Origin of the sequence: Candidatus Chloroploca mongolica (assembly GCF_004762035.2) — a bacterium.
Classification (GTDB): Bacteria; Chloroflexota; Chloroflexia; order Chloroflexales; family Chloroflexaceae; genus Chloroploca; species Chloroploca mongolica.
Window position 1 is genome coordinate 36,997 of record NZ_SIJK02000033.1, and the last position, 24,912, is coordinate 61,908.

The window sequence follows — 24,912 nt, forward strand, 5'->3', positions numbered from 1 at the left end:
CGTCGGCTTCTTCCTCAACCGACAAAAGTCGGTGCCACCTGGTTTCATCCCTAAGACAAGGTTTCAGGGAGCTTTCCAGTGTACGCTCATCGTAGTGCCGACTTCAGTCGGCTGAGCCGGAAGCCGACTGAAGTCGGCACTACCGTCGAGTGTAACGCTGATCTGGCCCTTCTGAAACCATGCGTAAAAACCATTAGCTTTCAGGTAAACGTTGATCGGCCTGATAGAGTTCGGCCAGGAGATCACTCATCAGTGATGAAATATACCGCACGCTCGAAATTGAACGTGGATAGGCCATCCGGGTAGGCCCGATGACCCCCAGCACGCCTGTCACGGCCCGTTCAACTCCATACCGTGCTAAAATAACACTGTACTCTCGCATCTCGTCGGCGCTGTTTTCGCCACCAATAATCACTTGCACTCCATCAGAGGCAAGTGCCTGCGGTATCAATAACCCGAGGCCACGACCGCTCTTCAAAATGTCAAGTGCTCGACGCATCCGCTCAACCGCTCGTTCGGCATCCTCCCGCGCCAGCGCAGGGATGAATTCGGGTTGGCTGAGCATTTCGATCAAGCCGTCGCTATAGATCTGCTCCTGAGCCTGCGCTTCAAATGCATCCATCGCCCTGGCAACCAGATCAAGCACCTGACGTTCGAAGTCACCAAATTCCGCCGACCCTTCTTGCTGCTGATCCCGTGTCAACAGATCTTCAACATCACCCAATTCAAGATCGGCAAGCACACTGCTGATCCGCGCCGCACAACGCCGCAGATCGTCTGGTGAACGCACCGCATCAAGCGCCAGGGTCTGCTGCTTAACGACGCCGCCATGAAAGACGAGCACCGCAAGTGCCATCGTATCATGAATTGCTACGAGTTCAACCTGGCGAAAGCGCAGCCGATCCGCCGAACGCGGGGGCGTTACCACCGAGGCATTCTGGGCAGTGCGCGCCAGCACTGAACCAGCAAGCTGAATCCATTGATCCAGCTCGCCGCGTACCTGGTAAAACTGATGCCGGATCATCCGCTGCTCAGGTAGCGAAAGGCTCGTGCGATCCATGAGATTCTCGACAAAAAACCGGTACCCTATATCGGTTGGAACCCGCCCCGCCGATGTGTGGAGATGCGTCAGATACCCCAACTCCTCAAGCGCAGCGAGTTCGTTCCGCACGGTCGCAGGTGAGACGTTTAATCGGTATTTGCGTACCAATGTCTCTGAGGCAACTGGCTGCGCCGTTTCAACAAATTCTTGGATGACGAGCTTTAAGATCGTCTGTCTACGTTCAGTAAGCCCCGACGACATAGCCATCTACCCTATCAGGGTCGCGTGGAGATCCGCCGCGCCTGCTGACCCTCTGTTTGATCCCAGGTCTGGCACTCTCTTTTCAAGAGTGCTAAAGTCAGAAGTTAAAGGATTGGCGTGCATGGAATGCACGCCATGGCATATTTTACCACGATCTTCGCTGCTGTGGCAAAAAAGTCACGCTAATCCTCTCTATGTGCTGGCCGTTTTCACCAGAAACCGCAGGATCATCAAAATGGTATACTTGGATCTGATGAATCCGTTCGACGTAGTCGAGCGCAGCGTATGGGTTCCACAACCATAAAACGCTCGCGGTTAAGAAGCATGGCCTTGCGTAAACATATCCTCGTAATTCTTGCCTATTCGCTCTTTGGCTTGATCCTCATGGCTCCTGTGTTGCCCTATGTCGATCAGGCTATCCCAGGCGGTGCTGTGGCCGCGATCGATGGGTGGCAGCATGTCTGGCACGTGTGGTGGGTTCACTATGCCTTCGCCCAGGGCATGCATCCTCTTTTTACGCCCCTCCTCTACTATCCTGAGGGGGTTGACCTTGCCCTGCATCCGTTGAACCTGAGCAATGGGTTGCTCGTCTGGCCTGTGACGGCGCTTGCCGGTCCACTGGCTGGCTTCAATGCGGCCGTTCTGCTGGCGCTCACGCTTGCTGGCCTCGCTGCGTTCTGGTTTGCCCGTCAACTCGGTGCCCAACCAGGGGTGGCTTTTGTGGCAGGCCTGATTTTTACCTGGTCACCATACCATATGACCAAGGTCTGGGACGGGCAGCTAGAATTGATCGCTGTTCAATGGCTCCCTCTCTATGCCCTCTTTCTCTTGCGCACCGTGACCCGCCCTGGGTATCGCGATCCGCTGCTCGCCGCGCTTTTTCTTGCGCTCATTGGCTATACGAGTCTCTATTATCTGCTTTTTATCGCGATCTATAGCCTTGCTTTTGCCCTGCTTGCATTGGTGGCTCCGGGTGGTTTGATGCTTGACGGGGCACAGCTCGCGGCGGCACGGGCTGGCCGTGGGCCAACGATGCCGGTACAACATCCCCAACTTTTCGGGCGTGCAATCCTAACCGGTCGTATGCTGCTCGTTGGTGCTCTCGCGCTCGCCTTGCTCTTCCCGCTGCTCTGGCCTGTCCTTGCGCCAATGCTCGATGGCCCCCGCGAGAGCGCCGGACAAATTCAGCGTGATGCGTTTCTCGTGAGCCGCTCGGCAAACTTGCTTGATCCGTTCCTGCCTAGCAATCTCCATCCAATCTGGGGGCCAACCGTACAGGCACTCGGGCAACGCTGGCATCCCGATATTGCCGCCTGGAATGTTGCGCTTGGGTATACCACCCTTGCCCTGGCAAGCCTTGGTACGTTCGTTGCCTGGCGCACAGCCTGGCGCTGGTTCTGCCTTGCCGTGCTGGGCCTCCTGTTTGCTTTTGGCCCGGTCTTGACCGTGGGCGAGTTCGCTACGGGTCTCCCGATGCCCTATCTGCTCTTGCTCAATATCCCTGGTCTTGGCATTGCCCAGCGCCCCGGCCATTTTGTGATCATCACTAGTCTGGCCCTGATTCCCTTGACCGCCTACGGGCTTACCTGGCTCACAACGTTGCTGACGGTGCGCCATGGCCCCCGCGCTGCCTATGCGTCGCTCTTCCTGGTGACCGCCTTGGTGGCCGTTGAGTATGTCACGCCACCTCTGCCACTGCAACGCTCTGATGTGCCGCCTGTCTATCAGGATCTCGCCACGCAACCAGGAGCCTTGTTGGTCCTGCCTGTCCGCCAGGATAGTTTTTCGCTCCGCGCCCAACTCGTCCATCAACGTCCGATTCTCGGTGGGTATCTCGCACGCAATCCTCCGAATCGCTGGGCCGAACGCCGCCCCGCGATCCGTCAACTCTGGCGGATGGAACCAGAACCAGATCGCTTGCTTGCGTCCGGCGATCAAGGCCCTATGATCCTGGATATCTATGGCATTCGTCAGGTGCTCGTCCACTGGGATCAAGTGCCCCCACAAGCGCATACGACCGTTGCAGCCGCCCTGAACCAAGCCCTGCCTGGCCTGGAACCCGCGCTAACCACAACCACGTATAGCCTCTACCATATTCCTGTGACCCAACAGCAACCCTTTGGTTATTTCGCCGAAGGATGGTACCCCGAAGAACAGGTCGGCGAGCGAAGTTGGCGCTGGATGAGCGAGGAAGGGGTGCTTGCGCTCGTGAATCCCTCCAGCGAACCTGCCATGATCCAGGTGCAGATGCAGGCCGAAAGTTATCAGGTTGCACGCCAGGTCCAACTCTTGCTCAATGCACAAGCTCTTGGCACATGGCAGGTTCCCGCGCAACCAGCTCATGCTGCGACTACATTGAGGCTTGTCGTCCCCCCAGGTGAACATAACCTTTATCTGCGTGCCCCGGCTGACGATGATCCCCGTTACAATGGCCCCCTCAGCATCGTGCTCACCAGGATTGAGGTAGGCCTGTCGCCCTAGTAATACCAATTGGAATCGTGGGGGTTGCGCCCCAAACCCCACCGCCGGAGGCCGACTTTGCATCAGCCATGGCTACCACGACAACGCACATTGCGTTGTCGTGGTAGCCATGCTATAATCCACCGTTGGTATGAGCAGTTTTCTGGAATGTATGGTGCATTACTACTGCTCACTATCTTTCGGTTCCACCGCACCTCCGGGTCGCGCAACCCCAGAGAACAGACGAGTGGGACATCACCAGAGGAGGAAGGTGTGCGCGAACGTCGTCGTGAATATGAACTTATGATTGTGATTAGTCCGCTGAGTGCAAACGAAGAAGGGGTGAATGCAACCCTTGATCGCTTGCGCGACACCATTCAAACCGCCGGTGGTGAAATCACTGGCATTAATCAGTCGCCCCCCTGGGGCCGTCGCAAGCTCGCCTATACGATTCGTGAGTATGTCAGCGGTGAAGCGAGCCGACGCAATTTTAGTGAGGGCTACTACGTCTTGATCAATCTGACGCTCAGTGCTTCCAAAGTGATTGAACTCGAGCGTACAATCAAGCTCACCGATGCGATCCTGCGCCATCTCATGACCGTCATTGAGCCGAAGGGTGTCAAACCCGTGCCTGATAGTCCTGATGCGAGCGATGAGGGTAGCGATGAGGTTGTTGAAGAGACAGAAGCCTGAGCCCTGGATAAACCTTGATGGCGTGCGAGCGGAGTAGCAGTAATGGCACGTGACCTCAATAAAGTGATGATTATTGGTCGGCTGGGCGGCGATCCAGAAATGCGTTTTACTCCGTCAGGTAGCCCTGTGACAACCTTTCGGGTTGCCGTCGGGCGTCAGTGGCGCGATAGCAATGGCGAGACCCACGAAGAGACTGAGTGGTTTAGCGTTGTTGCCTGGAATAAACTGGCTGAGACCTGTAACCAGTATCTCAATAAAGGTGCCCGTGTCTATCTGGAAGGACGCCTTCAGACGCGTTCATGGGAAGATCAGCAGAGCGGTCAGACTCGTTATAAGACCGAGTTGATTGCCAATGATATGATCATGCTCGATAGCCGTGAGGGTCGCACCCATCGCGAAAGTGATGAGTATCACCCTCCCCGTGATCTCCCGCGAAGCGGTCGCTCGGGCCCGCCGCCGCCGCCGCCATCGCCTGATATCGGTGACGAGGATATTCCCTTCTAAGCACTGGTCCACTCCGGTTGCTACGTATGGCAGATGCACGTAGAAGGCTGCTCGCTCAAACGAGTTCCTTGCTCTTGTAGTCTTGCGTAGCAACCACATGAGCCAGATGCCCCCCACCTCTACCATGGCAGAGACACCAAAAAAACCGCAAGCACAGGGCAAACCTGTATCCAGGCAGCAACCGCCTGACCAACAAACCGCCCAACCATCGCCAGAACGCCCACCATCACGCCGCGTTGCCGCACATAAGTTGCGTGAGCAACGCCAGCAACGCATGGTGATTCTTGTGACCAGCATTGCCCTTGGCCTCGCCCTTGTGGCGGTGCTCGGTGGCCTGCTCTATGATCGCCTCTGGTTGCCGAGTCGCCCCGTCGCCCGCGTCGGTGATGTGACCCTCTCGCGAAGCGACTACTGGCAAGAGCTCAGGCTTGGCTATACGCAGCAGGTTATCCAGAATTTTCAGTTGCTCGCCCTCTTTGCTGGTAATCCTCAGTTTACCCAGCAGTTTGAAGGTCAGAGCCCGCAGATCGACCAGCAGATTGCGGCGATTCCGAATGCGCCTGTGGATGATGCCGTCGTGGCTGGATGGCAGGATCGTCAGGTCAAACTCCAGGGTTCCACGCCCCTCGGGATCGTCGTTGATCCTGATGAGGTGCAGCAAACGATGGTGCAAGAACTGGGCTTTGCCTTCTTGCCTCCCGCTTCGCCTCCTCTCGATCCGGCTGAAGAAGAACCTGCTGATGAGTCTGCCCCTGCCCCTCAACCAACTGATGACCCGGCGCTCAGTCCTACTCCGTTGCCTCCAGCAGTCGCCGCTGAGCAGCAAGACCAGATTGTCGCCGAGATTTTTCGTCGCTATGAGCTCGAGTTGTCAGCCGTAGGACGTTCGCCCGAGTTGTCGCCTGCTGATTTCCGCGCCGCCCTTGATCAACAGTACACCGAGCGGGTGCTCAATCAGCAACTGCAGGCCTATCTCGTCCCCGAAGCTACGTTTGCTTTTCGGGAAGAACCTGACCGCGTCGAGGCTCGCCAGATTTTGATCGGCGTTACCGTCCCCGATGGGGCTTCGCCAACTGAGGTTGAAGCAGCTTTTGCCGAGAAACGCCCAGAAGTTGATGCGCTGCTTGCCGAGTTGCAGGCCGGGGCCGATTTTACCTCCCTCGTCGCTGCATACTCCACTGACCTTGGTTCACGTGAGCGTGAAGGAAGCCTCGGTCGCTTCGATCGCAATGGTCTGGCTGATACTGGGGTCACCTATCCCCCAGAATTGGTCGCCCAGGCCTTTGCCCTCGATGTTGGGGTGATTAGCGATCCGATTCGAACGGAGTTCGGCTGGCATGTGCTTGAGGTGACGTTCCTCGAGATCCCTGATCCCGAAACTCAGTTGCGTGAGGCACGCACTGCGGCACTTGATGCCTGGGTGATTGAGCAACGTGAGGCCCTTGGCTCCACCCGCGTGCCACCTCAAACGCCAACGCCGACCGCTGAACCAGCACTCCCGGTTCCAACGGTTGTGCCCGATTTCCAGCCTGGCCCGCCAACGGCGCTTCCCACCGAGGTGCCATTGGAACCCGAAGAGCTAGATGAGGATGCGGGCGAAGCGCCTGGGGCACTTCCCACGCTTACGCCTGTAGCACCCTAATGCGACGCTGGAAACCACAGCCTTCATGGCGTCTCTGGGCCGCAAGTGCGCTCTTTATGCTCATCGCAGCAGCAGCAATCTATACGCTCATTCCGGTTGGCAGAGCCCTCGCTCTGCCACCGGAAGCGTGGCCGATCACTGCTGAACTTTTTGCACAGGGGTTGCTGGGCCTGTCGCTGCTGGGCCTGGCTGGATCTTTTGGCTATCAGATCGTTGCCACGACGACACTCTGGTATGGCCTCGATCGCGATGGCCTCTATATTTACTGGCTCGGCCATCGTATGGTCGTGCCAATGCAAATGATTGAACGTGTTGATAGTGGCGTAACCGAGCGCGGCGCACATGGCCATCTGTTGCAGCAAATTGGCTATTTCTATGGCCGTGGACGTCTCGCCAATGGTCAGGCTGTGCAACGTTTCAGCACGGTGAACCCACGGCGCGCCCTTGGCATTCAAACAGCTACCGAGATCTATATTATTTCGCCCCGCGAGAGTGCTGCCTTTATCCAGGAGTTGGAACAGCGGCGGCGGATTGGCCCGATCCAGCAACTCACGCCTGGCATCGAGGCTGGCCCAATCTTTTTCTATGCCTTCTGGGCTGATACGGTGGTGCAACGCGCGCTGATGCTTGCCGTGATGCTTCATCTCGTGCTGCTCGGGACGCTGATGGCGCTCTATCCATCCTTACCCGCTCTGATCGACATGCAAGCCGATCCCAGTGGCCAGGCCCTCGGCAGTGCCCCTCGTTACCAGATCCTCTTTTTGCCGCTCGCCGGCGCGTTGCTTGGCTTGCTCAACCTTGGACTCGGGCTTGCCCTCTACCGACGCACATCCGTCGGCGCAAGGTTGCTCCAGCTTACAACGGTAGGTTTGCAGATCCTTTTTCTGATCGCGGCTGCAACCATTCTTCTATAGAACTCTGCACCCGCGCTGCGTCACTGCGCCCAGCCTATTTGCTCTCACTTGTCAAGCTTGGCCCAGAAGGCGCGTTGATGATCCGTTACAGCCTTCTCGATTACTTTTGGCGGCAAAATACGCAGACGAATAAGGATCTGACCAAGGCTGAGGCGCTGGCCCTTTTGATCAAGCCGGATCTGCTCGATCAGGGCTTTTTCGAGTTGTTCAGGGGTAATCAGTTGTTGTTCAACTAAATATTCGCCGAGCACCTGAGGTGCAATCCGCAGACTACTGCGCTCTTGCTGCTGAATAATCAGCGCACGGGCTAGTTTGCTCGGCGTGATGAGTTTCTGCCGCAGCAAGATCTGTCCCAGACGACGATCCGTGATAATAGCCATGCCATCACTCTGCATCTTCAGCACTTCTTGCAGTTCTGAAGGTGTGATTGCTTGCATATCAAGCAGAATGTCGCCAAGCAGTCGGGCACGGGGTTGTTCGTGAAAGTAGTTCGTTTTTACATCAGAAAGCAAGCGGAGTGTTTCGATCTCACGGAGAAGCGCCTGAGCACTCGCATTGTCTGGTTCGACCACCAGCACTGCTTTCAACCATTCTTCACGGATCGTCTGATCTTCCGGCGCAAGAACTGCCGCTCGTTCCAGGCAGTCACGTCGCTGACGCGGATCACCCACGAGGCGACTCAACGACAACCAGGTATCCAGGCATTGATGGCCTTCAAGCAAATGTTGCCGTAATGCAGTAATGTCATTGCGATCACGCGCAATGTTGGGGCAGGGATATGGGCACACTTTCATTCTTCAGCCTCGCTCGCTCGTAAAGATCTTTGATTTTCCATTATACACTGATGTGCAGCAATCGTACATAACGAAAACCTGAACATTATGATGAGACGGTTGTCACCTGTGTCAAGCCTTCGCAGGTTGCAAACCAGTCAGATCCACCAACCGCAAGGTTGGTAAGTGTATCCAGCACCGTGTATTATAGAAGTGGACACGGGGTGTCATCATCGTATTCGCTTTGATACCCTTCCAGAAAGATTAACCGTATGCTTAGGCCTGCTGATATCCTCATGGCGCACCGCCGGATGGCTGGGATCGTCTATCCAACCCCCCTCGAATTTAGTCGACCGTTGGCGAATGTGGCCGGGGCCGAGGTCTTTCTCAAACTCGAGTGTGCGCAGGTCACCGGTAGCTTCAAAATCCGGGGGGCCGCTAGCGCCCTCCTTTCAGGGGAAGGCCGCTGGCCCGTCGTCGCCTGCTCCGCCGGCAACCACGCCCTTGGGATCGCCTATGCTGCCGCCCACGCCGGGATTGACGCGACCCTCGTCTTGCCTGAAAATGCGTCGCCCGCCAAAATCCAGGCCTTGCAACGATATCCCGTAAACCTGCTCTTCCTTGGCAAAGATTATGATGAGGCCGAGGCCGCAGCGATGCGCCTCGCCCACGAAGAAGGCCAGCGGTTCATTTCACCCTATAATCACCCCGATGTGATTGCCGGCCAGGGAACCCTTGGTCGCGAGATCCTGGACCAGTTGCCCAATGCCGAGGTGCTGGTCGTCAGTGTTGGCGGCGGTGGCTTGATCAGTGGCATCGGGATCTGGGCCAAGGCCATCAATCCCAAGCTACGTATTATCGGGGTGCAGGCTGAACATTCCGCAGCGATGCATGCGTCGTTGCAAGCGGGACAACTTGTGCAGATCCAGCATCGTCCCACGCTTGCCGATAGCCTCGCGGGCAATCTCGAAGCTGGCGCGATGACGTTTCCCCTCGTCCAGCAACTGGTCGAACGCATTGTGTTGGTGAGCGAGCCGCAAATCGCTGCTGCGATGCGCTGGCTGCTCGATGAACATCACCTGCTCGTCGAAGGAAGTGCCGCTGTGACCATCGCCGCCCTGCTCGAAGGCATGATTCCCGGACTAGCGCGTCAGCGCGTGGTCGCGCTGCTCTGCGGGCGCAATGTGACCACCGAGACCGTGTGTGCCGTGATGCATAGTTAGCTGCTCTCTTGTTCAAACTGGCTCAGCGTCGTCTGCTTTTCTGCCTCACGTGGTAGCGCTTCATCCGATGGCATGATTACGTCGAGCGCTTGTTCGATCAGGGTGCGCTCGGCATGCTGCCAACGCGCATGCGCTTCGAGTTGCAGACTCTGGCGTTGATGCAGGGCAAGTGGGGCAACCCGACGCAGGTCTTCGGTTGTGACAAGGCTACGAAAATCAGCGGCCGCCCGTGCCCGTGCACCTTCAAGCAGGGCGATCTCGGCCCGATGCGATGGAACCTTCAGCGCCTGCACCAGCGCGAGCGCTTGCTCTTCGAGTTGAGGTGGCACCACCACATGCGGCAGAATTGCCCTCGCTGCCTCGATCTCCGCAGCAAGCGCCGTCGTCTGCGTGGCATAGGCAACCCGAAAAGCTTCGGGATCAAGCCGAAACGCCTGAGCCCGTCGGTAAACCTCTAGGCGCTGCTGCCGATCATCGAGTGGCCCCACCCAGACCCGCAAGCCAAACCGATCCAGGATCTGTGGGCGGAGGCTCCCCTCTTCCGGATTCATCGAACCAACCATGACAAAGCGCGTTGGAAAGAGGCGCGTCATTGGCCCGCGCCGCACCAGGGTGCGCCCCTGCGCTGCCGCATCAAGGATGGCATCAACCACATGTGCATCGAGTAGGTTGATTTCATCAACATAGAGCAGGTTGCCATGCGCTCGCGCAAGCACGCCCGGCTCAAGCAAAACCTGGCCCTGTTCCAACGCCACCCGCTCGTTGATGCCCCCGACGACATCTTCGATCCGCGCATTGAGCGGTAATTCAACCAGTCGCATCCGCTCAGGGCTCGGTTGCTCTTCGCCCGCTGCTGAGGTGTGCGCAACGATCGGCATCACATCAAGCAAACCGCGCACCGCCGTTGTTTTGCCCACACCATACGGACCGCTGAGCAAGACACCCCCAATGCCAGGGTTGATCAGGCCAAGCACCAACGCCGTCTTTAATTCGACCTGACCAACCAGCGCAATGAAGGGGAAGGGCAGGATTGCTTCCATCAAAGCATCTCAATCTCGTATGCCCCGATCGGACAATCGGGGCGCTGGCGATCAAGAAAACGGATCACCGCTTCGAGTTGACCATGCGCATACGTCTGTGACGTCGACACACACGCAATGCCAAAGACCGCACTCTGCCAGATATCCTGATCATCAACCTCAGCAATCGAGACATTGAACTCGTTGCGCACACGAGTCAAGAGCGATTTGACCACCTGGCGCTTCTCTTTGAGCGACAAGGCCATCGGAATTGAAATTTGCAGGGTACAGACACCAATAATCATAGCTTAATTCAGGCTACCAAAACCAGCAAACCCTTGTCCTGAGCCATCCTGGCTCCCCGGCATCAGAGCAAGCTCAGCACGAAGATCAGACGCCATTTCGTACAGTCGCGCCAGGAGCGGCGCTTCAAGCCAGTGCTGTTTGCGAGCGAGGGGAACCTGCAAACGATCCGCAAGCTGATAGGCCATCGTTGCAGGATCGCTCGGCAATTCGTCAGGTTCGACCGGTACACCCGTCGCAACCTCGACAGCCTTCCAGTAGCGCAGATACATGGCCCGTAGCTCTTCGGCAGCCTTCGTCACTCCGGGGGCAACATCCTCTTCGAGCACTTGCACCGACGCAACAAGATAAGGATGCCGTTGCGTGATCTGACGGATAGCAAAACGCTCGCGCCCGACCGCCGTCAACAGAAAGCGCCCATCCTCAAGCCGTACGTTTGCACTGATCTCGGCCGTTGTTCCGACCAGATGTGGTTCCGCCGGAGCAGCACCCAGACGCCCTTCTTCGACTTCATTACCCTCACGAATGAGCACAATCCCAAAGGGCGTTCGTTGTTCGATGCATTTACCGATCATCGAACGATAGCGTTCTTCAAAGATATGAAGGTTGATTGTCATCCCCGGAAAGAGTATTGTTCCAAGAGGAAAGAGAGGTAACTGACGACTCATAAGTTCCTTGCCATGCTGGTGCGTCTCTGGCGGCGGATACCCGCCTTCAGGTGCAGAGCGCGAGGTCTAGTCTTCATGCCACGTACACGACGTCATGGTTACGTCAACCGATCCCATATGGAGATCAATAATCAACTCAAGTTCAGGGCTAGAGAAAGCCTGGATCAACGCGGCTGGATCATACCTTGCCACCATGCCAGCATGCAGAACGAGCACGCCGCCAATACGCAGATCAAGCAACTCGGGCCGCAGTCGGCTAGGACTGGAGCCAACAGCGGCAAGGACTGGCCCCCAGTTGGGCAGGCCGCGCCTCAGTGCGTCACGGAGCGAACGGGAAGCCGCGATACGCTCGGCAACTGACCGGGCCGTCTCTTCACTCGACGCCCCGCGCACACGTATATGCATGATCTTACCACTACCTGCTGCATCGCGCACGATCTGCTGGGCCAGATCCCCACAAAGTGCATCGAGGGCCGTCTGGAACGTGGCAAATTCTCGCGAGTTGCTATTGGTAATTGGCGGCCCCTCGGCAGCACCATTGGCTATCATGATCACCGCATCGTTAGGGCTCATCTCGCCATCAAGATTCAGCCGATGGAAGTTGTGCCGTACGCTCTGTTGCAGTGCCTGTTGCATCAGACGCTGCTCTATCGGCAAATCGGTCGTAATGACGACAAGCATCGTGGCCAGGCGTGGATTGATCTGCCGCGTACCTTTGGCCATCCCAGCCAGAATGCCGCGTTGCCCTTCACGGATCTGCAACCGATAGACGCGTTCTTTGGGCCGCGTATCAGTCGTCAACATCGCCACCGCTGCCCGTCGCCCACCGCCGCTATCCAGTTCGCTCACCGCCCGCTTGATCCCCTCACGCATGCGCGGCATCGGCAACGGTATCCCGATCAGCCCGGTTGAGAGCAGCAAAACCGCATCCCGCGAAACTTCCAGTTCATCAGCCAGGATTTTGGCGCACTCGACGGCATCATTCAAGCCAGGTTGCCCTGTGCCTGCATTCGCCTGACCCGAATTGATCAAGATTGCCTGAATCGCTTCGCGATTCCGCGCAAAGATCGCCTGACTCAAAAAGATCGGGGCCGCTTTGGTAAGGCTAGTGGTGAACATCGCTGCCACCCGCGCCGGTCGGTTCGAAGCGACAAGCGCCAGATCCCGCGCTTTGCTCCCCTCTTTTAGGCCACACGAGACGCCCGTTGCACGAAAACCGAGTGGACTGGCAATATGTCCATCTTCAAAAATGGTGTAACTCATAAGCAGACCGCAGGTTACCAGACGCGACAGATCAACCCTTTGAGGTATTCGCTCTCGGGAAAAGTCAGCAACACCGGATGATCAGGACTCTGCGTGAGACGTTCGATCAGTTGCACCTCGCGCCGGGCATCACGCGCCGCTCCGGCAACTATTTTCTGGAAGAGATCCGGCGCAACCAGCCCCGAGCAACTGAAGGTTGCCAGGATGCCGCCTGGCCGCAGCAACTGCATCGCCAGCAAGTTAATATCCTTGTAGCCACGGGCTGCCCGTTCAAGGTGACGCTGACTATGGGCGAATTTTGGTGGATCAAGGATCACGACATCAAAGCGGTGCGCCTGCTCGCGATACTGGCGCAAAACATGAAACATATCACCGTCAACCAGCTCTACGTCAACTCCGGGAGCATTGGCCCACACATTCGTACGCGCCAGTTCCAGCGCTGCCGCTGAACTGTCAATCAAGGTCATCCGGCTGGCCCCCGCTCGCGCCGCAGCGACACTGAAGCCCCCACTATAACAGAAACCGTCGAGCACCTCAGCTTGTTGGCAATATACGGCAACCCGTTCATGGTTATACGCCTGATCGAGATAGTGCCCGGTCTTCTGTCCACCCGCCAGATCAACCCGCAGCACCGTGGGCGAACCCTGCTCTGGCGCCCGAGTAAGTGGCTCGACCAGCACATGTCCCTCTGGCCTTCGCCCCCACAGCAAGCCCTCGTGCGGTGTCAGGCCCTCTCTGGCGCATATATCCGCATCACTATGCTCATAGATACCCTCGGGTGCCAGCATCTCGACCAGCAACGCGATGAGCGCATCACGGCGCTCGACCATCGCCGGAATCAAGCACTGGATGCTCAGATATTGACCATAACGATCAACAATAAGCCCTGGCAATCCGTCGGCTTCGCTAAACACGAGGCGACACGCATGGTTGGGCTGTGAGGCAAGGTGGGCACGACCGGCAAGAGCCCTGGTTAGGCGTGACCGCAGCCAGGCTTCATCAAGGGGTTGCTCGGCCTCCCAGGTTGCAAGACGTACCTGGATCTGTGAGTTGGCACTGTAGAACCCGCGTGCCAGCCATTCACCGTTGGCGGCATACACATCAATGGGTTGCCCATTGTTCGCGTTGCCACGCACAGCCGCAATTGCCCCTGAGAAGACCCATGGGTGCCGCTGTTGTAACGAGCGCTCGCGCCCTGAACGTAAAAGTATGCTTGGCATCAGCGTCCTGATCGTATCTCTGTGGATGCATAGTGTAGCAGAGCGATAGAGAGAGGTCAAGCCTCCTGCCTACGGACGAAGTTTTAGGCTAGAGGATGGGGCCGTTCGGCTGCTCACGGCAGCCGAACGGCCCCATCCTCCATCACCACCAACCCATCACGAATGAGACCTTGCACCAGTTCATCAAGCCATGCCATCTCATCAGGCGTGAAATCTGGTTTGAGTTGCGAGCCAAGTTCGGCAAGCGGAAGCGAGCGCTCGGGGGGCAGGGGGCGCAGGAGGTCAACAATTCGTCCACGATACCAGCGCCGTGAACCGACAAAGGATGTTTCAGACCGGTAATCCGCTCGCCGCTCGGCGGCCCGCTGTCGGGGTTGTGCAGCCTGCGTACGCAGGGGCGCGCCCATCGCCAAGATGGTCGCGGCATCAGTCACCTGCCACTCACCATAGGCCCGGCACATAGGCCGCACAGGGCAACGCTGGCACGCCGGAGTCGCAGCAGTACAGATGAGCGCCCCAAGCTCCATCAGGGCCTGGTTCCATGTCCATCCTTGACCAGCAGGCACCAACCGCTCGGCCACCGCTAGCAACGCACGCTCGCCGGGCACATCAACTTGCGCGGCCCCATAGTGTGTTCGCAGCAACACCCGGCGGATGTTCGTATCCATAAAGGCAACATCCTGCTCAAAGGCAAAACAGGCCACAGCCCCCGCCGTATACGGACCAACACCGGGCAACTGGCGCAGCAGCACCACATCACGGGGAAAGACCCCGCCGTGCTCTTGCAAAACCATCTGGACTGCACGCTGCAGATTCACCGCACGACGATTATAACCAAGGCCTGCCCAGCGACGAATCACCTCGGCAGTGGGGGCCGCAGCCAGCGTGGCAAGATCGGGGAAGGCCGCCAGAAACGCCTCGTACTTTGGCAACACCCGTACCACCTGAGTCTGCTGGAGCATCAACTCGGCCACGAGAATGCGATACGGATCGCGAGTATGCCGCCAGGGCAAATCACGAGCATGCTGGGCAAACCAATCAAGCAGAGCCGTCTGCATTGCTGGTGGTCACCCTTTACCTGTGCCGCTTTCGCGACGGGCCTCGATCACATCGGCGATACGGTTCAACTTATCAAGCAAACTGGAAAGCTGGGTAATTGTCTGCACCGTCACGAGCAGATGCAACACGGCACGCCCGGCATGACGCGTATGCCCTTGTTCAACCTTCTCGATATTGATCCCCGCATCAGCAACCACAATCGAAATATCACGCCAGAGACCAACCCGATCCCACGACTCGATCCGGATCGGCACCGAATAGCCCTTAGGAGATTGGCCGACCCAACTTAGCTCGATCAAGCGAGCACGGTCGGATTCATTCAGAATCGTACGACAATCAGCCCGATGAACCGTTACCCCACGCCCACGGGTCACAAAACCAACGACTGGCTCACCGACAACCGGATTGCAACAACGAGCCAGGCGATTATGGATGGCACCAACACCAATGACCTGTACGCCAACCGACTGATTCAGATTGGCTGGTGTGCCTTTGGGTAACACCATGGGGAGGGTTTCAGACGGTTGCTGTTGCTCAACCTGCTGAGCCAGGGCCTTCTGGGCAACGGTACGGGCCGTCAATTCACCTGAACCAACCTGATTGAAAAGATCATCGTTTGACCGAGCGCCAACCAGATCGACCAGAGAATCAAAACTGATGGTCAAACCCAGCCGCTTGAGCTCCTTCTCCAGGAGATCACGGCCTGCTGAAATATTTTCTTCGCGTTCAGCACGGCGGAAGTAACGTCGAATATGGTTGCGGGCACTCGGCGTCTTCACAAAATTAAGCCAATCGCGGCTCGGACCACGATTCGCCTTGGCGGTCATAATATCAACAATCTCGCCATTCTGCAGATGATAGTCAAGCGGCACCATGCGCCCATTAACCCGGGCACCAATGCACCGATTGCCAACCTCTGAGTGAATATGATAGGCGAAATCAATCGGCGTACTACCTTCGGGGAGATCGATGATCTTGCCACGCGGGGTAAAGACATAGACCATCTCTTCCAGTTCGGGCTTGAGGCTCTCGACAAATTCACGAGCATCAGTCAACTCGATCCGCCACGAAATCAATTCGCGCAGCCACTTGATCTTCGCCTCGTAATTCTGATCGCTCCGATTAGCAAAGCCCTCTTTATAGCGCCAGTGTGCGGCAATACCGTGTTCAGCCACCGTATGCATACCCTCAGTGCGAATCTGGATCTCGCAGGGATGCCCACCGCCGATAATTACCGTCGTATGGAGCGACTGATAGCTACTCTCTTTGGGAACCGCGATATAATCATCAAACTCGCTGAGCACCGGTGTCCACATACTATGCACAAGACCAAGCACCCGATAACAGAGGCCCTTGGACTGATTCATGTCACTCTCTTGGACAATAATCCGGATCGCGAGCTGGTCGTAGATCTGCTCAAGCGGGACACCCTTGCGCTCCATCTTGCGCCAGATCGAATAGATATGCTTCGGGCGCCCATTCACCTGGGCACGAATCCCCTCTTTATCGAGAGCTTCGCGCATCTTTTTAATCACGCGCTGAATAATGCGCTGACGAGCATCTTCACGGAGACTCAAGCCATTTTCAATCTCGTGATAATGTTCGGGGTGGATCGCCTTAAACGCCAGATCCTCGAGTTCAGACTTGACCTGCCACATCCCGAGGCGATGGGCGAGCGGGGCATAGATATCGAGAGTTTCACGCGCAACGCGACGTTGTTTTTCAGGCGAGGTTGAGCCAAGGGTACGCATATTGTGCAGGCGGTCAGCGAGCTTGATCAAGATCACGCGTGGATCATCAGCCGTCGCAATGAACATCTTGCGATACGAGCCAGCCTGCATCTCTTCTTTCGTCTTATGTTCAAGGCCTGAAAGCTTGGTCACCCCATCAACAAGATGCGCAAGGGTCGAGCTAAAATAGGTTTTAATGACCTCGAGATCAACCCCGGTATCTTCGACCACATCGTGCAAGAGCGCGGCGGCGACCGACTCGGCATCAAGCCGCAATTCGAGCAAGATAGAGGCCACCGCAACAGGATGATCAATATATGGCTCACCGCTCTGGCGATACTGACCAGCGTGGGCAATTAAGGCCAGCGCATAAGCCCGCCGGAGCAATTCGGTGTCGGCATCGGGCAGATACTCCCCCAGGCGGGCAATCAACGCCTCAACCGTAGGGCTACGGTAGGCATCGAGATAACGAGCCCGAATCATCTCCGCTGTAATCTCGGCCTGCTCTTTTTTCGTGAGTTGTTCAGCGATAGATTGAATCATAGGCAACTGGAGGATAGGATGGGGAGAGAGGTGATCTGGTTGGAGGTACAGCGCAGGAGGTTGCTGGCTACGACTCAGAGCCACAGCCTTGCCCGGCAGCGCGGGTTTTACACGGGCCTCACTAGCCGTATGATCACCAACAGCAACAGGAGTATCCATTGGTCACCGTATCCTCTCACGGCTGCGTGGCACTATAGGCAACTGCCAGGTGATCGCAGACCAGGTGTCGTAGAACACAAACGCGGTCGGCGACTTTCGCCTGACCGCGCCTCTATCTCCTTCGATCGTCTGCGATCAAAACTATGCTTTTGTAGTAGTATCCACTAGGATAACACCGGCTTATAGCGTTGTCAAGAAAAATTTGCCCCACTGTAATGCTTATGCTATACTGATCGGCGGCGCGTGCAAGCGCCAATACACACATCCCAGCGTTGCGATCATCTCCTGCCAGCTCAGGCTGGTTCAGATCGCAAGAGGCCTGGGGTGGCGGCTGGAAATTCCAGGATGTTCAAGGAGGATGGAGAAATGACCCAGACAACCCCACGTGTTGTCTCGATCAAGGCCTTGTTAGAGGCTGGTGCACACTTTGGTCACCAGACCAACCGTTGGAACCCGAAGATGCGTCCGTATATCTTTACGGCGCGCAATGGGATTCATATCATTGACCTGCAAAAGACGGTTCATAGCCTGACGATGGCGTATCGTTTTGTAGCTGATATGACAGCCAGGGGCGAAAAGATCCTGTTTGTTGGCACCAAAAAGCAGGCCCAGGAAGCAATTGCCGAAGAAGCAACCCGCTCTGGTCAGTACTATATTACGCAGCGCTGGCTCGGTGGTACGCTGACGAACTTTGCGACGATCAAAGGTCGCCTCAAACGGCTCGCCGATCTTGAAGCCCAACGCGATCGCGGTGATTTCAATAAGTTGACCAAAGCCGAAGGGCTGAAACTCGAAGAAGAGATTGGAAAACTCAACCGCGTCTTTGGTGGCATTAAGACAATGGAACGTCTGCCAGCTGCGATCTTTGTGGTCGATCCCCATAAGGAAGATCTGGCGATCAAAGAGGCTGCCGTTGTAGGCGTACCAGTTGTAGCAATGGTTGATACGAACTGCAATCCCGATCCGATTGAGTATGTGATTCCGTGCAACGACGATGCCATTCGTAGCATTCGTTTGTTGACGAGCAAAATCGCTGATGCGGCCCTTGAGGGCATCCATCGGCGTGAGTCCGCTCACCAGGGCTAGGTTGGGGTGGTTGCGATTGATCAGCAAGTATCCTGCGCAGGGGTGTGCTCCGCGCAGGCGTAGCGATACAAGGAGCGAATCTGTGGCTGTTTCGATTGAACTGGTGAAAGAGCTCCGTGAGCGCACCGGTGCCGGCATCAAAGAGTGCAAAGATATTCTGGAGCAGGTCAACGGCGATATAAACAAGGCTATCGATATTCTGCGCGAGCGTGGTATCGAGGCCGCCGCCAAGAAGACGAGCCGCGAGGCCCTCGAAGGTCTTGTGGGGGTCTATGTCCACTATGGCTCGCGGGTTGCCGCAATGATTGAGTTGAATTGTGAGACCGATTTTGTTGCGCGTACCGAGGCGTTTGTGACCCTCGCCAATAGCCTTGCCCAGCACGTCGTCGCGCTCAATCCGCTCTATCTGAGTGAAGCCGAAATCACCGATGCGATTGTCCATGAGAGTGGTTTGCCCCGCGAGAAACTGATTGAAGAGCAGGTGCTGCTGGCTCAGCCCTTCGTCAAAGATCCGTCGCGGACGATCCAGGAGATGCTGACCGAAGCAATCGCTAAGCTTGGTGAAAATATTGTCGTGCGCCGGTTTGTCCGTTATGAGATTGGTGCCTAGTCAGGGCCGTGAAACCCGGGTGGGCGACAGGTACCGCCAGTCACACACCTGGGTTTCATATCCCGTTGGGATAGAGGCTCTATGCAACAGCCAAAGTATCGCCGGGTCTTGATCAAGCTCAGCGGTGAGCAGATCAAAGGGACAGATGAGGTAGTAAGCTATGATATGCTTGACTACCTGGCCCGTGAAATCGGCGTGCTGCATCAGTACAAGGTCGATGTAGCCGTTGTTATTGGTGGGGGCAATATCTGGCGAGGTAATCAGTCCATTGCCCGTGGGATGGACGCTGCACAGTCGCATTATATGGGTATGCTCGGTACGATTATCAATTCCCTGGCCCTTCAGGATGCCCTTGAACGGCATGGGCTCGATACGCGGGCGATGGCGGCCATCCAGATGAATGAGGTCGCTGAGCCGTATATCAGGCGACGGGCAACCCGCCATATGGCGAAAGGCCGGGTGGTCATCCTCGCCGGTGGAACCGGTAATCCTTACTTTACCACTGACTCGGCCGCAGCCCTGCGTGCCGCTGAACTTCACGCTGATGTCATCTTAATGGCAAAAAACGGCGTGGACGGGATCTATACGGCTGATCCGCGCCGCCATCACGATGCAGTCAAACTTGATCACGTAACCTATATGGATGCCTTGAACCGTGGTCTCGCTGTGATGGACTCGACGGCTCTGACCTTCTGTATGGATAATAATATTCCGATCATTGTGTTCAATGCCCTGGAAGCAGGTATGATCGAGCGCATTGTGCTTGGTGAACGGGTAGGCACCCTGGTCAGCAGTCAGGCAACTGAACGCTGACGGTCTGAGAAATTTGTGCGTATCGAGTTCTGGTAGTGTGAGGAGGGTGTGATGGTCAATGACGTCACCAGTGAGTATGAAGGCCAACTGAAGAAAGCACTCGAAGCCTTGCGCCATCAATTGGCAACCGTCAGAACCGGTCGGGCTTCGTCGGCGCTGGTTGAGCATATGCCCGTCGAGGCCTATGGCGCACCGATGCCGCTGAATCAGATTGCCACGATTGTTGTCCCCGAAGCCCGTTTGATCGTGATTCAACCGTTTGATAATGGTATGATTAAAACGATCGAGAAGGCCATTCAAAATTCTGATCTCGGCATTAATCCCAGTAATGATGGGCGCGTTATTCGACTCGCCGTGCCCCAGTTGACCGAAGAACGTCGCCGTGAACTGGTCAAGGGAGTGCGCCATCGCGTCGAAGAGGTGAAGGTCTCGGTACGCAATCAGCGTCGTGATGCGATTGATCAACTCAAAGAGTTTGAACACGAGAAGATGATTAGCGAGGACGAGTTGCACCGCGGCCAGGAGCGTATCCAGCAGTTGACCGATAAGTGCATCGCTGAACTGGAACACATTGGCAAAGAGAAAGAGGCTGAGGTTCTGGCGGTCTGAAGATGACCCAGGTTCTCAGGAGCGCCGGGGCTGGATCTCCGGTTCCCCTCGCTAACAAAGAGGCGTCCTGTATGACCACCCCAGACGGCGGACGCATCCCGAACCATATCGCGGTGATTATGGACGGCAATGGGCGATGGGCTCGCCAGCGTGGTTTGCCGCGCCTTGCCGGTCATCGTGCCGGAACTGAGAATATTCGTGCGATTGTAAACGAAGCCCACCAGATCGGGGTGCGCTTTTTGACCCTGTATGCGTTTTCAACCGAAAATTGGAATCGGCCCTCGCTTGAGGTGCAGGGGTTGATGCAGATCTTGAGCGATTTCATTGATCGCGAAACACAAAATTTACACCGGCAGAATGTGCGCTTGCGCCACCTTGGACGACTCCAGGGCTTGACTCCATTGCTTGCACGCAAGGTGCAACAGGCCGTTGACCTGACCCGTGAGAATACGGGGTTGACCCTGGCGATTGCCTTCAATTATGGCGGACGCCTTGATATTGTTGATGCCGTCTGTGACCTTGTGGCGCAGGGCGTCGGGGTTGACCAGATTACCGAAGAGGCTATCAGTGCCCGGCTCTCGACCGCCGGTATGCCTGATCCCGATCTGGTTATTCGAACCAGTGGTGAACGCCGGATTTCGAATTTTTTGATCTGGCAGGCCGCTTATAGTGAGTACTGGGTAACGCCGGTGTTCTGGCCCGATTTTCGCCCAGAACATCTTCATCAGGCAGTTAGTGAATATGGACGGCGCGAACGCCGCTTCGGCGGACTCTCCGAGTAAGGCTGGCTCGCTGACACGGCGGTTGATCAGTGTGGCAATTCTCATCCCCCTGATTGTGGCAGCAGGCTGGTGGCCCCTCGCTACGATCCTGGTCGTTGGCGTGTGTGTGGTGCTCGCGATCCGTGAACTGTTTGCGATCTTTCGCCAGGGCGGCTTCGCGCCCCGCTCTGGCCCAGGTATCGCTGTCGGCCTCGCCTTCTGCTTCGCCGCCGCTGTGCGCCCTTTGACCCCCTTTGATGTGACCGGCTTGCTGCTCGCCCTCGCCGTGAGCCTGACCCTGATCTATGAACTGTTGCCCGGTGATCGTACCAATAGCATTCAGAATTGGGCGCTGACCCTCGCAGGGGCAATCTATATTGGCTGGTTGCTCAGTGCGTTTATTCTCCTGACCCAACTCTCGACCCCGTTGCGCCCCGCTCCTCTCGCTGGCCTTGGGATTCCCCCTGGGACGGCATGGCTCTTTCTCGTGCTGGCGATTACCTGGATTCAAGATAGTGCCGCTTTTTTTGTCGGTCGATCAATAGGTCGGCATAAAATGGCCCCCGTGCTCAGTCCGAAAAAGTCATGGGAAGGCTTTGCCGGGGGGATGGTCGCTTCGATCCTTACCGCTCTCGTCGCTGTCTATTTGATGGGTTTGCCGATCTCATATGCCGGGGCTGTCTTGATTGGCCTTGCAACCGGTATCGCCGGGCCACTTGGTGACCTCTGTGAATCTTTGATTAAACGCCAGATTGGGGTCAAAGACTCGGGAACCTTGATCCCTGGTCATGGGGGTATCCTTGACCGGATGGATAGCCTGCTCTTTACCGGGCCAGTGGTCTATTATGGTGTGGTGTTGGCGATGACTTTCACTTCGTCTTGACGCTGCCCCTTAGACTCGCTACACTACTTTGAGTACATCGATCTTATGTGGAGTGATAGGTACCCCGAGGGAGCAAGAAGATGGAGTTACTTACTGCGGCGGCAGCCCCGCTTCAACAGGCAGTCGAGCAAGCAAGCAGCAATCCGATTGTGGCGATTGTTGCTTTTTTGCTGATGCTTGGTTTGCTGGTGGTTGTCCACGAGCTTGGTCATTTTCTGACGGCTATCTGGATGGGCATTAAAGTCGAAGAATTTGGCGTCGGCTTCCCCCCCAGAGCCATGGTGCTCTTTGAACGCAATGGCGTGAAGTATACGCTGAACTGGCTGCCTATTGGTGGCTTTGTGCGCTTTGCTAGCCACGAAGGCGCCGAAGATAATATCTATAGTGGTGGGTCGGGCACCCTTGCGGCTGCGCCACCACTGCGCAAAATCGCGGTGATGGTCGCTGGCCCGTTGATGAATCTCTTGCTGGCTATGCTCATCTTTGCGGTGCTCTTTTTCTTTATGGGGGTGCCAACCCCTACCGGGCGTCAGTTGATTGGTGAGGTCTTTGATGCTACCCCCGCCGCTCTCGCTGGGTTTCAGGCCGGTGATGAACTGCTCAGCCTCGATGGTCGCCCAGCCGTCGACGCAACGGTCATCGGTGAGGTCGGACGCACGAATCTCGGCCAACCGGTCGAGGCCGTTGTCATCCGTGATGACCGCGAGGTGACGCTGGTCGTTACCCCTGGCCCCTGGACATCACCGAGTGGGGCCCAGATTGAGTCGGGCTTTGGTTTTAGTTATGGGCAGGATATCGAGATGGTTGAGGCTGGCCCCATCCAGGCGGCTTGGACGGGAGTTACGCATAGCCTCGATCTGCTCGGACGGATGCTCAATGCCCTGGCGGGCTTGCCTGGCGCGATCTTTGGCATTATTTCGTCAACACCATCACCCGATGGTGAGCCAATTGGCCCGGTTGGCATCGCACGTGCGACGGGTGAGGTGATCCAGCAACCCGGTGGCTTCATTGCGTTCTGGAATCTGACCGCTGTGTTGAGCCTGAATCTCTTCTTGCTCAATCTGTTGCCCATCCCGGCGCTCGATGGCAGCCATATTGTCTTCTCGGTCATCGAGTTGCTCCGTGGCGGCAAAAAAGTGCCCCCCGAAAAGGAAGCCCTTGTCCATGCAATTGGGTTTGCCGCGCTGATGGGCCTGATGTTGTTGATTACGGTCAACGATGTTATGAATGCGATCCGAGGCAATCCGGTCCTCGGTGGTTCGTAGCCGTGGGATAGGGTGACGTATGTCGGTTATTCGTGCGAGTGAAGTAGGTGAGTTTGTCTTTTGCGCTCGTGCCTGGTGGCTCCGACGGGTCGCCGGCGAAGAACCTTCTGGGCACGAGCGCAGGGCCGTTGGCATTGTGCGCCACGCTCGCCACGGACGGGCGGTCGCCCTCAGTCAGGGCGCATGGTGGCTTGGGATCGCTCTGCTGATCGGCGGGGTGTTACTGCTGGTGCTATCGTGGCAATAGAGGCCCTCGCTGCTGGTTTGATCGGGTTGGCCTTGCTCGTCCTGGCAAGCGCTGCGCTGCTTCGTCGGCGCACCGGGTTGCCCTGGGGGCGGGTTGTGGCCGATGATGTCGGCGAAGGCCGTCGCCTGCAACGCCCCCTCTTTGCGGCAGCATATGGTCTGACGGGCAAGCCCGATTACTTGCTTGAACGTGGTGGACATACGATTCCGGTTGAGGTCAAACCCGGACGTCAGGCCAGCACACCCTATGACTCTGATCTGATGCAACTGGCCGCCTATTGTTTGCTCGTGGAAGCAACCACCGGACAGGCCCCACCCTATGGTCTGCTCCGTTATGCACAGACGACCTTTCGCCTTGCGTATACGCCTGCAGTGCGCGACGAACTGCTTGCCACGCTTGCCGTGATGCGTGATCTGCTCGATCAAGCCGATGTTAGGCGGAGCCACGACGAAGATCGACGGTGTGCGGGCTGTGGGTTTCGTGAGTTGTGTGAGGATGCGCTTGCCTAGCGCCTTTGGGGCAGGCACCAAACCCTGTTCTTTTCGGGGAATGCAAAAACAAGAATCTTATGCTATGATACTAACGCGTCGTGACATACGTACTCAGCTTCAGGCGCGTCTTGCGCAACGTATTAGTGCTGAGCAACTGGCCAATTGGGCCGTTGATCGCTTTTACGCTCTTGAACAAGGTGCGTTGACGGTTGACGAACATGATCAGGCTCTGTTTCGTATCATCCTTGATGATCTGATGTTCGCTGACTCTCCAGGTTTCGCGCTGGACGACACTGATCTCCAACAACTTGTCGCCCGGCTTGACGAGCTATGAAAATTCGGTCACATCCCCGGATGACAGGGATCCTCATTGGTGATGAGGTCTACTCGCATCCACATAAGATCTTCGCCCGTGTTGCCGATATCTTCCCTGCTGCCGTGTGTGTCAAGATTGGCATTCTCTCGATTGATGAGCCAATGGAGATAACCATGGCCCCTCAGCTCTGGCGTGCCGAAGATATCGAGAATCTCTCGGTATGCCGCTATTGCGGTAGCCGCGAGCATATTCGCACGGTAACTGGGACAGGCATACCCTTCCGGGTCTGCGCCGTCTGTAGTCCCCCTTCAGAAGAGCCAGCCCCGGCACGCTCGGTGGCGTAAGTAACCTCGTA

At 56.7% G+C, this 24,912-nt stretch carries 26 protein-coding genes; 17 read left to right on the forward strand and 9 right to left on the reverse strand.

Annotated features, from left to right (window positions below; genetic code table 11):
* Positions 1-193: 193 nt before the first annotated feature.
* Complete coding sequence (gene hrcA, locus EYB53_RS17005) at positions 194-1,303, reverse strand: heat-inducible transcriptional repressor HrcA (RefSeq protein WP_135479608.1); 1,110 nt, start codon at positions 1,301-1,303, stop codon at positions 194-196.
* Between the two features lie 330 nt (positions 1,304-1,633).
* Between hrcA and EYB53_RS17010 the strand changes: the two genes are divergently transcribed.
* From EYB53_RS17010 to EYB53_RS17030, 5 genes are all read left to right on the forward strand, one after another.
* Complete coding sequence (locus EYB53_RS17010) at positions 1,634-3,784, forward strand: hypothetical protein (protein ID WP_135479609.1); 2,151 nt, start codon at positions 1,634-1,636, stop codon at positions 3,782-3,784.
* A 252-nt stretch (positions 3,785-4,036) separates the two neighbouring features.
* Complete coding sequence (gene rpsF / locus EYB53_RS17015; RefSeq protein ID WP_167857452.1) at positions 4,037-4,456, forward strand: 30S ribosomal protein S6; 420 nt, start codon at positions 4,037-4,039, stop codon at positions 4,454-4,456.
* Positions 4,457-4,498: 42 nt separating this feature from the next.
* A complete protein-coding gene (locus EYB53_RS17020) occupies positions 4,499-4,960 on the forward strand; it encodes a single-stranded DNA-binding protein (protein ID WP_135479611.1) in 462 nt (153 codons plus the stop codon).
* Between the two features lie 106 nt (positions 4,961-5,066).
* Positions 5,067-6,602 carry a peptidylprolyl isomerase gene (locus tag EYB53_RS17025; protein WP_167857453.1) on the forward strand — a complete coding sequence of 512 codons (1,536 nt, stop codon included), beginning with the start codon at positions 5,067-5,069 and terminating at the stop codon, positions 6,600-6,602.
* Positions 6,602-7,516, forward strand: a complete 915-nt coding sequence (locus tag EYB53_RS17030; protein WP_135479613.1) for a PH domain-containing protein — start codon at positions 6,602-6,604, stop codon at positions 7,514-7,516. Before EYB53_RS17025 ends, EYB53_RS17030 begins: the two co-directional genes overlap by 1 nt.
* Before the next feature lie 44 nt (positions 7,517-7,560).
* Here EYB53_RS17030 and EYB53_RS17035 read toward each other — a convergent pair whose 3' ends face one another.
* A complete protein-coding gene (locus tag EYB53_RS17035) occupies positions 7,561-8,310 on the reverse strand; it encodes a hypothetical protein (RefSeq protein WP_135479614.1) in 750 nt (249 codons plus the stop codon).
* Positions 8,311-8,561: 251 nt separating this feature from the next.
* Here EYB53_RS17035 and EYB53_RS17040 point away from each other — a divergent pair, with 251 nt between their 5' ends.
* Positions 8,562-9,512 (forward strand): threonine ammonia-lyase, encoded by a 951-nt coding sequence (locus EYB53_RS17040; RefSeq protein ID WP_135479615.1) that lies wholly within the window; start codon positions 8,562-8,564, stop codon positions 9,510-9,512.
* On the opposite strand, the gene EYB53_RS17045 is transcribed toward EYB53_RS17040, so the two are convergent.
* The 7 genes from EYB53_RS17045 to EYB53_RS17075 all read right to left on the reverse strand — a co-directional run bounded on the left by EYB53_RS17045 (position 9,509) and on the right by EYB53_RS17075 (position 17,476).
* Positions 9,509-10,552: a magnesium chelatase ATPase subunit I gene (locus EYB53_RS17045; RefSeq protein ID WP_135479616.1), complete on the reverse strand. Its 1,044-nt coding sequence runs from the start codon at positions 10,550-10,552 to the stop codon at positions 9,509-9,511. The genes EYB53_RS17040 and EYB53_RS17045 overlap by 4 nt on opposite strands.
* The gene (locus EYB53_RS17050) at positions 10,552-10,836 is read right to left on the reverse strand and encodes a DUF503 domain-containing protein (protein ID WP_135479617.1); all 285 of its coding nucleotides are present in this window, start codon (positions 10,834-10,836) and stop codon (positions 10,552-10,554) included. Before EYB53_RS17050 ends, EYB53_RS17045 begins: the two co-directional genes overlap by 1 nt.
* 3 nt (positions 10,837-10,839) lie before the next feature.
* A complete protein-coding gene (locus EYB53_RS17055; protein ID WP_135479618.1) occupies positions 10,840-11,502 on the reverse strand; it encodes an LON peptidase substrate-binding domain-containing protein in 663 nt (220 codons plus the stop codon).
* A 66-nt stretch (positions 11,503-11,568) separates the two neighbouring features.
* Complete coding sequence (argJ, locus tag EYB53_RS17060; RefSeq protein ID WP_135479619.1) at positions 11,569-12,765, reverse strand: bifunctional ornithine acetyltransferase/N-acetylglutamate synthase; 1,197 nt, start codon at positions 12,763-12,765, stop codon at positions 11,569-11,571.
* A 14-nt stretch (positions 12,766-12,779) separates the two neighbouring features.
* Positions 12,780-13,985, reverse strand: a complete 1,206-nt coding sequence (locus tag EYB53_RS17065) for a class I SAM-dependent rRNA methyltransferase (RefSeq protein WP_135479620.1) — start codon at positions 13,983-13,985, stop codon at positions 12,780-12,782.
* 113 nt (positions 13,986-14,098) lie between these two features.
* Positions 14,099-15,043: an HhH-GPD family protein gene (locus EYB53_RS17070; RefSeq protein WP_135479621.1), complete on the reverse strand. Its 945-nt coding sequence runs from the start codon at positions 15,041-15,043 to the stop codon at positions 14,099-14,101.
* Between the two features lie 9 nt (positions 15,044-15,052).
* On the reverse strand, positions 15,053-17,476 hold the full coding sequence (locus EYB53_RS17075) for a RelA/SpoT family protein (RefSeq protein WP_135479622.1): 2,424 nt from the start codon (positions 17,474-17,476) through the stop codon (positions 15,053-15,055).
* A gap of 366 nt (positions 17,477-17,842) precedes the next feature.
* On the opposite strand from EYB53_RS17075, the gene rpsB reads away from it, so the two are divergent.
* The 11 genes from rpsB (at position 17,843) to EYB53_RS17130 (ending at position 24,901) form a co-directional block, all read left to right on the forward strand.
* A complete protein-coding gene (gene rpsB / locus EYB53_RS17080; protein WP_135479623.1) occupies positions 17,843-18,562 on the forward strand; it encodes a 30S ribosomal protein S2 in 720 nt (239 codons plus the stop codon).
* Between the two features lie 82 nt (positions 18,563-18,644).
* Entirely contained in the window at positions 18,645-19,172 is a 528-nt protein-coding gene (gene tsf / locus EYB53_RS17085) for a translation elongation factor Ts (RefSeq protein ID WP_371879126.1), read from the forward strand.
* An 81-nt stretch (positions 19,173-19,253) separates the two neighbouring features.
* Entirely contained in the window at positions 19,254-19,985 is a 732-nt protein-coding gene (gene pyrH, locus EYB53_RS17090) for a UMP kinase (protein ID WP_135479625.1), read from the forward strand.
* Between the two features lie 51 nt (positions 19,986-20,036).
* On the forward strand, positions 20,037-20,594 hold the full coding sequence (gene frr / locus EYB53_RS17095; protein WP_135479626.1) for a ribosome recycling factor: 558 nt from the start codon (positions 20,037-20,039) through the stop codon (positions 20,592-20,594).
* A 71-nt stretch (positions 20,595-20,665) separates the two neighbouring features.
* The gene (gene uppS, locus EYB53_RS17100) at positions 20,666-21,376 is read left to right on the forward strand and encodes an undecaprenyl pyrophosphate synthase (protein WP_135479627.1); all 711 of its coding nucleotides are present in this window, start codon (positions 20,666-20,668) and stop codon (positions 21,374-21,376) included.
* A 31-nt stretch (positions 21,377-21,407) separates the two neighbouring features.
* Entirely contained in the window at positions 21,408-22,238 is an 831-nt protein-coding gene (locus EYB53_RS17105) for a phosphatidate cytidylyltransferase (protein ID WP_371879127.1), read from the forward strand.
* An 80-nt stretch (positions 22,239-22,318) separates the two neighbouring features.
* A complete protein-coding gene (locus tag EYB53_RS17110; RefSeq protein ID WP_135479628.1) occupies positions 22,319-23,503 on the forward strand; it encodes a M50 family metallopeptidase in 1,185 nt (394 codons plus the stop codon).
* A gap of 19 nt (positions 23,504-23,522) precedes the next feature.
* Positions 23,523-23,750 carry a hypothetical protein gene (locus EYB53_RS17115; protein WP_135479629.1) on the forward strand — a complete coding sequence of 76 codons (228 nt, stop codon included), beginning with the start codon at positions 23,523-23,525 and terminating at the stop codon, positions 23,748-23,750.
* Complete coding sequence (locus EYB53_RS17120; RefSeq protein ID WP_371879128.1) at positions 23,741-24,259, forward strand: CRISPR-associated protein Cas4; 519 nt, start codon at positions 23,741-23,743, stop codon at positions 24,257-24,259. Before EYB53_RS17115 ends, EYB53_RS17120 begins: the two co-directional genes overlap by 10 nt.
* 64 nt (positions 24,260-24,323) lie before the next feature.
* Entirely contained in the window at positions 24,324-24,575 is a 252-nt protein-coding gene (locus tag EYB53_RS17125; RefSeq protein WP_135479631.1) for a hypothetical protein, read from the forward strand.
* Positions 24,572-24,901, forward strand: coding sequence for a hypothetical protein (locus tag EYB53_RS17130; RefSeq protein WP_135479632.1), 330 nt, complete (start codon positions 24,572-24,574; stop codon positions 24,899-24,901). The genes EYB53_RS17125 and EYB53_RS17130 overlap by 4 nt, the downstream gene beginning before the upstream one ends.
* The last annotated feature ends 11 nt before the right edge of the window (positions 24,902-24,912 follow it).

Coding starts and splice junctions, on each gene's coding strand:
- EYB53_RS17055 (WP_135479618.1), bottom strand. CDS start 11,502: ATGAGTCGTCAGTTACCTCTCTTTCCTCTTGGAACAATACTCTTTCCG.
- rpsB (WP_135479623.1), top strand. CDS start 17,843: ATGACCCAGACAACCCCACGTGTTGTCTCGATCAAGGCCTTGTTAGAG.
- EYB53_RS17130 (WP_135479632.1), top strand. CDS start 24,572: ATGAAAATTCGGTCACATCCCCGGATGACAGGGATCCTCATTGGTGAT.
- EYB53_RS17065 (WP_135479620.1), bottom strand. CDS start 13,985: ATGCCAAGCATACTTTTACGTTCAGGGCGCGAGCGCTCGTTACAACAG.
- EYB53_RS17050 (WP_135479617.1), bottom strand. CDS start 10,836: ATGATTATTGGTGTCTGTACCCTGCAAATTTCAATTCCGATGGCCTTG.
- EYB53_RS17030 (WP_135479613.1), top strand. CDS start 6,602: ATGCGACGCTGGAAACCACAGCCTTCATGGCGTCTCTGGGCCGCAAGT.
- EYB53_RS17115 (WP_135479629.1), top strand. CDS start 23,523: ATGTCGGTTATTCGTGCGAGTGAAGTAGGTGAGTTTGTCTTTTGCGCT.
- EYB53_RS17020 (WP_135479611.1), top strand. CDS start 4,499: ATGGCACGTGACCTCAATAAAGTGATGATTATTGGTCGGCTGGGCGGC.
- EYB53_RS17035 (WP_135479614.1), bottom strand. CDS start 8,310: ATGAAAGTGTGCCCATATCCCTGCCCCAACATTGCGCGTGATCGCAAT.
- EYB53_RS17110 (WP_135479628.1), top strand. CDS start 22,319: ATGGAGTTACTTACTGCGGCGGCAGCCCCGCTTCAACAGGCAGTCGAG.
- EYB53_RS17040 (WP_135479615.1), top strand. CDS start 8,562: ATGCTTAGGCCTGCTGATATCCTCATGGCGCACCGCCGGATGGCTGGG.
- EYB53_RS17075 (WP_135479622.1), bottom strand. CDS start 17,476: ATGGATACTCCTGTTGCTGTTGGTGATCATACGGCTAGTGAGGCCCGT.
- EYB53_RS17070 (WP_135479621.1), bottom strand. CDS start 15,043: ATGCAGACGGCTCTGCTTGATTGGTTTGCCCAGCATGCTCGTGATTTG.
- EYB53_RS17045 (WP_135479616.1), bottom strand. CDS start 10,552: ATGGAAGCAATCCTGCCCTTCCCCTTCATTGCGCTGGTTGGTCAGGTC.
- frr (WP_135479626.1), top strand. CDS start 20,037: ATGGTCAATGACGTCACCAGTGAGTATGAAGGCCAACTGAAGAAAGCA.
- uppS (WP_135479627.1), top strand. CDS start 20,666: ATGACCACCCCAGACGGCGGACGCATCCCGAACCATATCGCGGTGATT.
- argJ (WP_135479619.1), bottom strand. CDS start 12,765: ATGAGTTACACCATTTTTGAAGATGGACATATTGCCAGTCCACTCGGT.
- pyrH (WP_135479625.1), top strand. CDS start 19,254: ATGCAACAGCCAAAGTATCGCCGGGTCTTGATCAAGCTCAGCGGTGAG.
- EYB53_RS17025 (WP_167857453.1), top strand. CDS start 5,067: ATGCCCCCCACCTCTACCATGGCAGAGACACCAAAAAAACCGCAAGCA.
- EYB53_RS17125 (WP_135479631.1), top strand. CDS start 24,324: ATGATACTAACGCGTCGTGACATACGTACTCAGCTTCAGGCGCGTCTT.
- hrcA (WP_135479608.1), bottom strand. CDS start 1,303: ATGTCGTCGGGGCTTACTGAACGTAGACAGACGATCTTAAAGCTCGTC.